This window comes from Micromonospora sp. NPDC047753 (genome assembly GCF_040642735.1).
Taxonomy (GTDB): Bacteria; Actinomycetota; Actinomycetes; order Mycobacteriales; family Micromonosporaceae; genus Micromonospora.
Map to the genome: position 1 here is coordinate 1 of NZ_JBEYSL010000193.1, position 11422 is coordinate 11422.

Annotated in this window: 10 protein-coding genes; 8 read left to right on the forward strand and 2 right to left on the reverse strand. The window is 71.3% G+C overall.

The features are described from left to right. The 8 genes from ABZ749_RS17755 to raiA all read left to right on the forward strand — a co-directional run. Nucleotides 1–390 (forward strand): FTR1 family protein (locus tag ABZ749_RS17755; protein ID WP_357228973.1); only part of this gene is annotated, 390 nt, incomplete at its 5' end. A gap of 22 nt (nt 391–412) precedes the next feature. Further along, nucleotides 413–1546 carry an iron uptake system protein EfeO gene (gene efeO, locus ABZ749_RS17760; RefSeq protein ID WP_357228975.1) on the forward strand — a complete coding sequence of 378 codons (1134 nt, stop codon included), beginning with the start codon at nt 413–415 and terminating at the stop codon, nt 1544–1546. 25 nt (nt 1547–1571) lie between these two features. Continuing rightward, a complete protein-coding gene (efeB, locus tag ABZ749_RS17765; RefSeq protein ID WP_357228977.1) occupies nt 1572–2849 on the forward strand; it encodes an iron uptake transporter deferrochelatase/peroxidase subunit in 1278 nt (425 codons plus the stop codon). Nucleotides 2850–3075: 226 nt separating this feature from the next. Next, a complete protein-coding gene (gene mtrA / locus ABZ749_RS17770; protein ID WP_030331519.1) occupies nt 3076–3765 on the forward strand; it encodes an MtrAB system response regulator MtrA in 690 nt (229 codons plus the stop codon). A 12-nt stretch (nt 3766–3777) separates the two neighbouring features. Further along, complete coding sequence (mtrB, locus tag ABZ749_RS17775) at nt 3778–5535, forward strand: MtrAB system histidine kinase MtrB (RefSeq protein WP_357228979.1); 1758 nt, start codon at nt 3778–3780, stop codon at nt 5533–5535. Between the two features lie 32 nt (nt 5536–5567). Continuing rightward, nucleotides 5568–7346: an LpqB family beta-propeller domain-containing protein gene (locus ABZ749_RS17780; RefSeq protein WP_357228993.1), complete on the forward strand. Its 1779-nt coding sequence runs from the start codon at nt 5568–5570 to the stop codon at nt 7344–7346. Nucleotides 7347–7350: 4 nt separating this feature from the next. After that, nucleotides 7351–8058 carry a ComF family protein gene (locus tag ABZ749_RS17785; protein ID WP_357228982.1) on the forward strand — a complete coding sequence of 236 codons (708 nt, stop codon included), beginning with the start codon at nt 7351–7353 and terminating at the stop codon, nt 8056–8058. Between the two features lie 245 nt (nt 8059–8303). Further along, nucleotides 8304–8939 (forward strand): ribosome-associated translation inhibitor RaiA, encoded by a 636-nt coding sequence (gene raiA / locus ABZ749_RS17790; protein ID WP_357228985.1) that lies wholly within the window; start codon nt 8304–8306, stop codon nt 8937–8939. 53 nt (nt 8940–8992) lie between these two features. On the opposite strand, the gene ABZ749_RS17795 is transcribed toward raiA, so the two are convergent. After that, nucleotides 8993–10105 (reverse strand): GNAT family N-acetyltransferase, encoded by a 1113-nt coding sequence (locus ABZ749_RS17795; protein WP_357228987.1) that lies wholly within the window; start codon nt 10103–10105, stop codon nt 8993–8995. Further along, nucleotides 10102–11256 carry a GNAT family N-acetyltransferase gene (locus tag ABZ749_RS17800; protein ID WP_357228990.1) on the reverse strand — a complete coding sequence of 385 codons (1155 nt, stop codon included), beginning with the start codon at nt 11254–11256 and terminating at the stop codon, nt 10102–10104. The genes ABZ749_RS17795 and ABZ749_RS17800 overlap by 4 nt, the downstream gene beginning before the upstream one ends. Nucleotides 11257–11422 lie beyond the last annotated feature (166 nt).

Genomic DNA, 11422 nt, shown 5'->3' on the forward strand with positions numbered 1-11422 from the left:
AGCGCCCTGCGGATCAACCTCAGCAAGTTCTTCACCTGGACCGGCGCGCTGCTGATCCTGGTCGCCGCCGGCATCCTCAAGTACGGCGTGCACGACTTCCAGGAGGCCGGTGTCCTGCCCGGCCTGAACGACCTGGCCTTCGACATCACCAGCGTGCTTGACCCGAGCACCTGGTACGCGGCCCTGCTCGCCGGCATGTTCAACGTGACCCCCGCGCCCACAGTGCTGGAGACGATCGCCTGGGTCGCGTACGCCGTGCCGGTGCTCCTGCTCTTCCTGCGACCGGCCCGGCGTAAGCCGGCACCCACCGCGACCACCACCACCGTCACCGAGCGCGGGGCTGACACCGGCGCTGAGGCCGAGGCGGCGTCCGCGCCGCAGCGTGCCTGACCCACGAGGAGAGACAGCTCAGATGCGTACCACCCAGTTTTTCGCGCTGGCCGCCGCCGGCGTGCTGGCCACGGCCGGTCTGGCCGCCTGCTCCGACTCAGACAAGGGTGACTCGGCCGGGTCCGGCGGACCGATCGTGGTCAAGGCCAGCGACACCGCCTGTGAGGTCGGCTCGACCGACCTGGGCGCCGGCACCGCCACCTTCAAGATCACCAATTCGGGCGCGAAGGTGACCGAGTTCTACGTGTACGCCGACGGCGACCGGGTGATGGGCGAGGTGGAGAACATCGCCCCTGGGCTGAGCCGCGAGCTGCACGTGGAGTTGCCGGCCGGCACGTACCAGACGGCCTGCAAGCCGGGGATGAGCGGCAAGGGCATCCGGGGCGCGCTCAAGGTCAGCGGGTCGGCGCAGCCGCTCACCGCCGACGCCGCGCTGGGTGACGCCACTGACAACTACCAGCGGTACGTGAAGAGCCAGACCAGCGCGCTGTTGGACAAGACCGAGGAGTTCGTCGGCGCGGTCAAGGCCGGCGATGTGGCGAAGTCCAAGGCGCTCTACCCGGTCGCCCGCACCTACTGGGAGCGGATCGAGCCGGTCGCTGAGATCTTCGGTGACCTCGACCCCAAGATCGATGGCCGCGAGGAGGTTCTCGAGGAGGGGATGGAGTTCACCGGCTTCCACCGGATCGAGAAGGACCTCTGGCAGTCCGGCGACATCTCCAAGGACGGCCCGATCGCCGACCGCCTGCTGGTGGATGTCAAGGAGATCGTGGCCAAGGCGAACGCCGAGAAGCTCTCCCCGCTCCAGCTCGCCAACGGTGCCAAGGAACTGCTCGACGAGGTGGCCAGCGGCAAGATCACCGGCGAGGAGGACCGCTACTCGCACACCGACCTGTGGGACTTCGCCGCCAACCTCGAAGGTTCCAAGGCCGCTGTGTCCGCCCTGCGGCCCGCGTTGCAGCAGCGCTCGCCGGAGCTGGTCACCCAGCTGGACGCCGAGTTCACGAACGTCGAGGGCCTGCTCGGCAAGCACCGCGACGGCGACGGGTGGAAGCTGCACACCGCGCTGAGCAAGGCCGAGCTCAAGGAGCTCTCCGACGGGATCAACGCGCTCGCCGAGCCGATCAGCAAGGTCGCCGCGGCCGTCGCGAAGTGACCACCTGGCAGAGAGAGTCGAGTCGATGAGCGGAAGCAGGTTCACCCGGCGCCGGGCGATCACCCTGGCCGGCGCCGGGGTGGCGGGGGTCGCCGGAGTGGCGGCCGGCGCGGGGGCGCTGCTGAACGGCTCCCATGGCCCGGCCGCGGCGAGCGACCACCCGGCCGGGGCGGTGCCGTTCCACGGAGAGCACCAGGCCGGCATCGTCACCCCGGCGCAGGACCGGCTGCACTTCGTGGCCTTCGACGTGATCACCAAGGACCGGACCCGACTCGTCGAGCTGCTGGAGGAGTGGACGGCCGCCGCCGCCCGGATGACGGCGGGGCGCGACGCCGGGGTGCTGGGTGCGGTCGGCGGGATGCCGGAGGCCCCACCGGACGACACCGGCGAGGCGCTCGGCCTGCCTCCCTCGCAGCTCACCCTCACCATCGGTTTCGGGCCCACGCTGTTCCGCGACGCCGACGGACGGGACCGCTTCGGCCTCGCCGAGCGTCGCCCTGCCGCCCTCGCCGAGCTGCCGAAGTTTCCCGGCGACGCGTTGCAGCCGCAGCTCTCCGGCGGCGACCTCTGCGTCCAGGCCTGCTCCAACGACCCGCAGGTGGCGGTGCACGCGATCCGTAACCTGGCCCGGCTGGGCATGGGCGTGGTGAGCGTCCGCTGGTCGCAGCTCGGCTTCGGCCGCACCTCGTCGACCACGCGGGAGCAGGCGACCGCGCGCAACCTCTTCGGGTTCAAGGACGGCACGGCCAACCTCAAGGCCGAGGACACCGACCTGCTGCGCGACCAGTTGTGGGTGCAGCCGGGCGACGGGCCGGACTGGATGGCCGGCGGCTCGTACCTGGTGACCCGCAAGATCCGAATGCTGGTGGAGACCTGGGACCGGACCTCCCTCGCCGAGCAGGAGGAGATCGTCGGCCGGGCCAAGGGCAGCGGCGCGCCGCTGGGTCGCGGCGACGAGTTCGACGAGCCCGACTTCGCCGCCCGTGGCGCGGACGGGAATCCGGTGATCGCCGAGCACGCCCATGTCACGCTGGCCCACCCGAGCCGGAACGGCGGGGCCCAACTGCTTCGCCGGGGTTACAACTTCGTCGACGGCTCGGACGGCCTCGGCCGGCTCGACGCGGGCCTCTTCTTCATCGCCTACCAGCGTGATCCACGCCGTCAGTTCGTGCCGATCCAGACGCAGCTGGCCCGGCACGACGTGATGAACGAGTACCTGCGACACGTCTCCAGCGGGGTGTTCGCCTGCCCACCCGGGGTACGCGACGGCGGGGAACACTGGGGGAGTGGGCTGTTCGGCTGACCGTCGTCCGGATGGCGACAGCCGGATCGGTCCGGCTTGCGGTGGCGCCGGGCGCCGCCAAAGGGGGATCATGGTGGCAGCCTGGCCCGCGGCCATCCGTGCGCCCAGGCACCGCAGCACGTGGCGCCGCCGCCGCGGACCGCGGGCACCCGGTTTGACGGCGGCGCTGAGCGTTACCGGCGGACGCCGGTCCCACCGAACTGAATGAGGATGCAATATTAATCCCATGAGAGCCCGCGTACTGGTGGTCGACGATGACCCCGCGCTCGCCGAGATGCTCGGCATCGTGCTGCGCAGTGAGGGTTTCCTGCCCTCTTTTGTGGCGGACGGCGAGCGGGCGTTGGCCGCTTTTCGCGACAGTCGTCCCGACATAGTGCTGCTTGACCTGATGCTTCCCGGCATGAGCGGGATCGACGTGGCCAGGTCGATTCGGGCGGAGTCCGGCGTGCCCATCGTCATGCTGACCGCCAAGAGCGACACCGTCGACGTCGTGCTCGGCCTGGAATCCGGCGCCGACGACTACGTGGTCAAGCCGTTCAAGCCCAAGGAGCTGGTGGCCCGGATGCGGGCCCGACTGCGCCGAGGCGAGGACGTGGCCCCGGAGATGCTCACCATCGGGCCGCCGGACAACCAGATCACCATCGACGTGCCCGCGCACACGGTGAGTCGCAACGACGAGGAGGTGAAGCTGACGCCGCTGGAGTTCGACCTGCTGGTCGCGCTCGCCCGCAAGCCACGTCAGGTCTTCACCCGCGAGGTGCTGCTCGAACAGGTCTGGGGCTACCGGCACGCGGCCGACACCCGTCTGGTCAACGTGCACGTCCAGCGGTTGCGGGCCAAGATCGAACCAGACCCGGAGCGACCGGAAATCATCCTCACCGTGCGGGGCGTGGGCTACAAGGCGGGGACCGGATAGCCTGGTCGCACTGTGTCGACCTCGCCGCCCCCACCCTCCCCGAGTACGGCTGCCCGCCGGCCCAGCGCCGGCGGGGAGCTCTGGCGTGCGGTGAGTGGTCGGGTCGCTCGTGCGGTGGGTCGGGCACACCAGACCTGGCGTCGCTCGCTCCAGGTTCGGGTCGTGACCATCACGCTGGTCGCGTCCAGCCTCCTGGTCGGCGGGTTCGCGTTCCTGATCGCTGACAAGATCACCACCATCCTGCTCGACAGCGCGCGCAGCGACGTCCGGCAGCGGGTGACAACCGGCGCCAGCTACGCGGCGAAGCAGGTCTCCTTCTACGGGCAGCCGCAGGAGGCGCAGCTCCAGGAGACCATCGACGGCACTGTCAACTACCTGGCCGGCGGCGACCCTCAGCAGACCAGCGGGGTGGTGGTGGCCATCACCGCCGACGACTATCCCAACGACATCCAGACGCGCACCTCCCCGTCGGCGAACGTGCAGTCGCTGATCAGCCCCGAGCTGCGAGCCGCGATCGCCGACGGCAAGGTGGCCAGTCAGATCCGCACCGGGCGACTCACCGGCGAGAGCACCAAATACCTTGTCTACGGCTCGCCGGTGCCCACCCGCTTCGGCCAGATCGAGCTCTACTACCTGGTCCCGCTGGGCCGGCAGGACGTCACCGCCGCCGACGCCCGCGCCACTGTGGTGGCCACCGGGGTCGCGCTGGTGATCCTGCTCGGGTTGCTCGCGGCGCTTGTCACCCGGCTGGTGGTCAACCCGGTCCGGGTCGCCGCACGTACCGCCCAGCGGCTCTCCGCGGGCCTGCTCGACCAGCGGATGGTGGTCAACGGCGAGGACGACCTGGCCCTGCTCGCCGCGTCGTTCAACCAGATGGCCACCAACCTGCAACGGCAGATCCTGCGCCTGGAAGAGATGTCCCGGTTGCAGCGCCGCTTCACCTCGGACGTCTCCCACGAGCTGCGTACCCCGCTGACCACGGTGCGGATGGCCGCCGACCTGATCTTCGCTGAGCGCGACGAGTTCGACCCGGCCGTCGCCCGCAGCGCCGAGCTGCTCCAGGCCGAGTTGGACCGCTTCGAGGAGCTGCTGACCGACCTGCTGGAGATCAGTCGGTTCGACGCGGGCTTCGCCATGCTGGATTCCGAGCCGACCGACCTGGTGCCGGTGGTGCACCGGGTGGTCGACCGGCTGGCGGGCCTGGCCGAGCGGGTGGGCGTACCGATCGAACTCGACCTGCCGGGCGCGCCGGTCATCGCCGAGGTCGACCCGCGCCGGGTCGAGCGGGTGTTGCGCAACCTGGTCGGCAACGCCGTCGAGCACGGTGAGGCCCGCCCGGTGCTGATCACCCTCGGCATCGACGAGACCGCCGTGGCGATCACGGTCCGCGACCACGGTGTGGGGCTGAAGGTTGGCGAGGAGAAGCTGGTGTTCAACCGGTTCTGGCGGGCGGACCCGTCGCGGGCCCGGCAGACCGGGGGCACCGGGCTGGGCCTGTCGATCAGCCTGGAGGACGCACGGCTGCACGGCGGCTGGCTGGAGGCGTGGGGTGCTCCCGGGCAGGGCGCGCAGTTCCGACTCACCCTGCCGGCCCGTGCTGGTGATCGGCTGACCACCTCACCGCTGCGGCTGGTGCCGGCCGACGCCGCCCTACCGTTCGGCGGCCCCCGCGACGGTGGGCCACTGGCCATCGGTCCCGGCACCGGCGCGGCACTGGCGATCGGTCCGGCTCCGGCTGGCGACGGGCAGCGGACGGAGGTGCGCTCGTGAGACGGCCGACTCTGTTCGGAACCCTCGGCGTGATGGTGCTGCTGGGCGCCGGCTGTGGCATTCCGGCGGCATCCGACGTGCGGGTGGACGGCAAGGGCAGCGCCGCGACCGAGGCCGGTGTGATCAGTCGGGGCAGTGAGCCACCGACGCGCACCGCCAGCGGCAGCGTCAACGAGACGTTCGTCCGCAACTTCCTGTCCGCCGCCGCCGGCGAGCCGGATCGGGCGTACGAGCGGGTCAAGGCGTTCATCGCCCCGGAGGACAAGACTCGCCTACAGGACAAAAAGGGCAGCGAGGTCGCGCTGAACGTGGTCCGGCTGCGCGAGGCGGTCTACACCCTCAACAGCGACTCGACCACGACCGTCAAGATCGCCGTGCAGCAGATCGGGGTGCTGCGCACCAACGGCATCCTGGCCCCACCGGTGGCGACCGAGACCGAGTACGAGTTCGGCCTGCGCAGCGCGTCCTTCAACGGCGGCGTCAACGATGACCGGGCCGGCCTCTACGTCATCAACCCGCCCAACGTGCTGCTGCTCAGCGACACCGCCCTTCGGGAGTATTACCAGGACGAGACGATCTACTTCTGGAGTTCGGACCGCAGCCGCCTGGTGCCCGACCAGCGCTACCGACCGCAGGCGGTGCCGGTCGAGCGGCAGGTCAACGAGGTGGTGAAGTGGCTGGTCGGTGGCCCCTCCGACTGGTTGCGCCCGGGAGTCGTCGGGCTGCCGGACCGCACCGAGCTGATCAACAACGCCACCGGCGGCAACGGTCGGTGGGAGGTCAACCTGGACATGTCCGGCGACGACCAGAGCGGGATCGACCAGTTGATCACGCAGATCGCCTGGTCGCTGGGCGACCTCACCGGTCAGCTGGAGTTGAAGATCCGCAACAACGCGCAGCCCGTGGTGGACCTGGGCGAGCGACGAGACGCCCGGGTGCTCTACCCGTATGCCGCCAGCCCGCAGCGGTTCGGCGTGTACGACGGCGCGATCCACCCACTCGACTTCGACGGCGAGCCCAGCGGCACGGTGCCGTTGACACCCGAGGCCAACCGTAACGTCGTCTCCGCCAGCCTCGGGCTGGCCAAGGACCGCCGGATCCTCGCCGCGATGGTGGTCGCCAGCAGCGGCAAGAACCGGTACCGACTCGCCGTGGGCACGGGTGCCGACCCGGTCTCCGTGGTCAGCCGCAGCGGCGCCGAATACTCCTCGATCGGCCGACCGGTCTGGCTGCGTACGGTCGACAACCGCCCCAGCCGCGGCCTCGTCGTGGCCGACGGGCAGCTCTACCGGTTCGACGAGGCGGCCCGGATGTATCCGGTGCCGCTCAACCTGCCCTCCGCCGCGGTCACCGCGGTGGCCGCCGGGTTGGACGGCCAGCGGGTGGCGCTGATCGTCGGCGGCCGTCTCTACGTCGCAGCGGTCAACCTCGACGGCGGCGGGGCCTCCATCGGCCCGCCCCGAGAGCTGGTCACCTCGCTGACCAACCCGACGGCTGTCGACTGGGGCAGGGAGGACCAGTTGGTGGTGGCGGGGTCGGTCGGCCAGCCGGCGATCTACGAGATCAGTGTCGACGGCGCCCTGGAGACACCGCTGCGGACCGACCTCGGCGCCAAGGTCACCCACCTGACCGCGTACCCGACCAACCGCAGTGTGCGGACGCCCGGCGGGGCGTACATGTACGAGGCGAACGGGGTGGCCTACCGCAGCAGCCCATTCGAACGGATCGAGCCCGGCCGGGTACGCGACATCGCCCCGGTGCCGACCGGTGTCCGGCCGAGCAACCCGTCCGCGCCGTTCTTCCTCTACTGACACGGTGAGCGGGCTCTGGGCGGACCTCGCCGACCTGGTGCTGCCCGCCGACTGCGCCGGTTGTCGGGAGCGCCGACCCGGCCTGCGGCACGGGGTCTGCCCAGCCTGTGTCGTGGCGCTGGGTGCATTGCGGCCACGGGCGGTCCGCCCCACCCCCGCCCCGCCGGGCCTGCCGTCCTGCGTCGCCCTCGGCCCGTACGCGGGTCCGCTGCGCGAGTCCCTGCTGGCGTACAAGGAACACGGCCGACACGGGCTTGCTCGCCCGCTCGGCGCGCTGCTCGCCGAGGTCGTCGCGGCGGCTGTCGGTGGGGCCCGTCCGCTGGCGTTGGTTCCGGTCCCGGACACCGCGGCGGCGGCCCGGTCCCGCTACGGAGACCACCTCGACCGGCTGGCCCGGCACTGCGCGGCCCGGCTCAACCGGAGCGGTTGGGCGGTGCGGGTGCACCGTCCGCTGCGGGCGTCACCCCGGCCCGACTCGGTCACCCTGGACAGCGCCGCGCGCGCGGCGGCGGCCGAGGCGGCCTTCCAGCCCCGCCCGACAGGGCCGCTCCAGGGTCGTGCCGGGGGCCCGGCGCCGGTCGTGGTGCTGCTCGACGACATCGTCACCACCGGCGTGACCCTCGCCGCCGCGAGCCGGGTGCTGACCGCGACAGGATGGGCACCGGGTGTTGCGGCGGTGCTCGCGGCGACCGAGAAAAGGCGCCAGTCGTAACCCTTAGTGTTTCCGTTTCACCCGTTGGTGTACGAGCTGCGAAAAATCCTGGGTCGTCTCGGCAACATGGGGTGACTGCCGGGCAAACAAGAGTTAGCGTTTCGCTGTCGGGGGTAGGAGGTCGTTCCCACCACCCTCGGCGGTGAGAGGAGGCGTAGCCGTACCAACCGGTCGACGCCAGCGGGTCTCCCCACGGCGCGCGGCCGGGTAACCGGATCGAAGACCGTCCGAAAAAGGGAGGTCACGTGGACATCGTGGTCAAGGGCCGAAACGTCGAAGTGCCGGACCATTACCGGGTACACGTAGCCGAGAAACTCGCGAAGATCGAACGCTACGACCACAAACTTATTCGCGTTGATGTCGAGCTGTTTCACGAGCGCAATCCGCGCCAGGCCGACCACTGCCAGCGGGTGGAGATCACCTGCGTTTCCCGGGGCCCGGTCATGCGGGCCGAAGCCTGCACGAACGACTTCTACAGCGCGCTCGACGCGGCCATCGCGAAGCTCGACACCCGGCTGCGCCGCGCGGCCGACCGTCGCCGCGTACACCGGGGCCGGCACGCGCCGATCTCCGTCGCCGAGGCCACCGCTGGCCTGCCGGTCGCGGACCTGGTGCCCAACGCGCTGAGCGCGCCGAGCGATGGCGCCCGCGCCGGCACGGCTGTCGCGGAGCGGGTCGAAGAGGAGCACGACGACCAGCCGTGGCACATCGCCCGGGAGAAGGTCCACCCGGCGGAGCCGATGACCATCGACGACGCGTTGTTCGAGATGGAACTGGTCGGCCACGACTTCTACCTTTTCCAGGACAAGGAGTCCGGCCGCCCCAGCGTCGTCTACCGGCGCCACGCGTACGACTACGGCATCATCTCCCTCGACACCTGACCGGCAGCTCGTGGGGTTGCGGTGGGTGCCCCACCACAACCCCACGACACCGGTCAGCGGGGGTCGGCGGGCAGCAACGCGAAGGTCAGGTCGTCCAGGCGGGCGCCGGCCAGTCCGGGCAGTCGGCCGCGCTGAACTGCCTCGCGACGAAAACCGACCCGCTCCAGCACCCGGTGCGACGCGGTGTTGTCCGGCACCGTTCCGGCCGACAGCCGGGCGATACCGACCGAGCCGAACGCCCAGCCCGCGAGCAACCGGACTGCCCTCGTCGCGTACCCCCGGCCGCGCCAGTCCGGCAGCAACGCGTAGCCGACCGACGCCTCGCCGGCGGCCACGTCGGTGTACGACAAGCCGCAACTGCCCACGGGCTCGCCGCTGGTCACGTCCGTGATCATCAGCCTGGCGATCTCGCCGGTCAGCCAGCCGCTCTGCGCGAGACGACAACGCCGCTCCATCGCCTCGCGGGTCGGCGGCACCGGCGGCGCCTGGTTCGCCACCACCTCGGGTCGGCTGTGCAACCGGTACATCAGCGCCGCGTCGTCCGGCGCGAGAGGGCGCAGCGCCACCACCTGGTCGGTGAGCGCCCCGCCGGGCAGGTCGGGCAGCAGCCGGGCGGTCGGGCCGGGCGGATCACCGGTGACGCGTACCCAGGCCAGCAGATCGCGCCGGCCCGCGTCGCGGGAGGCACCGGCCGACCGGCGCAGACCCTCGTAGCGGAATCCGGCGGCCAGCGCGACCCGTTGGCTCGGACCGTTCTCCGGTTCGGTGAGCAGTTCCAGCCGGGCCGCCCCGGCAGCGAACGCGTGCTCGCTCAGCACGCGGGTCGCCGCGGTGGCCAGCCCGCGACCGCGGGCCGCCGGCCGCATCCAGTAGCCGATCTCCAGCTGACCCCTGGCGGGCACCGGGTTGTTCAGCCCCACCGCGCCGAGCAGCCGATCGGTCGCGGGGTCCGCGACGGCGTACGCAGTGCCGCCGCCGGTCCAGGCCGCCGGGGCGCCGACGTCGATCCACCAGCGGGCGTCGGCCTCGGTGTACGACGTCGGGAGGTTCGACACGAACCGTTGGGTCAGCGGGTCCGCGCAGCCGTCGACGACGTCGGCGTTGTCCTCCGGGCGAAAGGGACGCAGCCGCACCCCGTGCGCCTCGACCACCGGCCGCAATCTCATCCCAGATCCTTCGCGAGAAGTGCCCCGACCCACACGTCCACCCGCTCGCCCCGGTGCTGCACGCCACCCCGGGCGGTCCCCTCCATCAGGAAGCCCGCCTTCTCCGCCGCTCGCCGGGAGGCGGTGTTGCCCACGTTCGCCTTCCACTCGATCCGCGCCAGGCCCAACGTGCTGAAGCCCCAGGCGCTGAGCGCGACCAGCGCGGCGGGCAGGTAGCCCCGGCCCCGGGCTGCCGGCGCGGTCATGAAGCCGGTGTCGGCCACCAGCGGGTCGGTGGGGGAGAGCCGCAGGTCGAGCGTGCCCACGTACCGGTCGTCGGCGTCGGCGATCATGAAACAGGCGGCGTCCCCCCGAGCCCAGGAGTCGCGGCCGTACGCCTGGTAGCCCTCCGCGTCGGCGCGGTCGTACGGGTCCGGCACCGTCGTCCAGCGGATGGTCTCCGGGTCCCGGCAGGTCTGCACCACCGCGTCCAGGTCCTTCTCCTCCATCGGCCGTAGCCGCAGCTCGCCAGCCCCGGTCTCGGCGAACAGAACGGGCTGCGGGCGGCCGAAGACGGCGGCCCGAAGGGCGGCGAGGGTGCCCGGTCCGGCCGGACCGACCGACCCGGCGGCCGGCACCTCGCCGGGCAGCAGCGAGCCGATCCAGCCGTCCGCGCTTCCGGGCAGCAGCGCCGGGTCGGCCAGCCGCAACCTACCGTCGATCCGGAAACCTGCCCGGAGGGCCACCAGCCGGGAGGCGTGGTTGCCCACCTCGGCCTGCCAGATGAGCCGGCGAAGCCCGAGGGTGTCAAAGGACCAGCGGGCAACCGCCCGGGTGGCCCGGACCATCACGCCTCGACCACGCGCCCAGGGTGCCGTCCAGTAGCCGATCTCACCGGTGCCGCCCTCGCCGATCGAGGTGAGCCCGCTGGAACCCAGCAGCTCCCCGGTGTCCGGGTCGCAGACCGCGAACGGTGCCCCGGTGCCCTCGGCCCAGGCCTTCCGGCTCATCTCGGTGACAAATCCGTGGGCGTGTTCCGGCCGGTACGGGCGCGGTACGGTGGTCCAACGCTGAATGTCCGGGTCCTGGCAGGCTCGGTGCACGGCCTCGGCATCCGTCTCTCGCCAGGGCCGCAGCAGCACGCCGTCCTCGATGATCTCCACGAGCTCCACCCGTGCATCCTGCCGTAGCGTTCGCCGACGGCGTAACCGGATAACGTTTGGGGCGTGTGCAGGACGCGAGTTATGTCGGGTTCGGCGGGGTCGAGCACCGCCACCAGTGACCATCGCGCCGATGAAGCGCCTACGATGGTTCGAGACTGTCTAGGGGAGCGTTGAT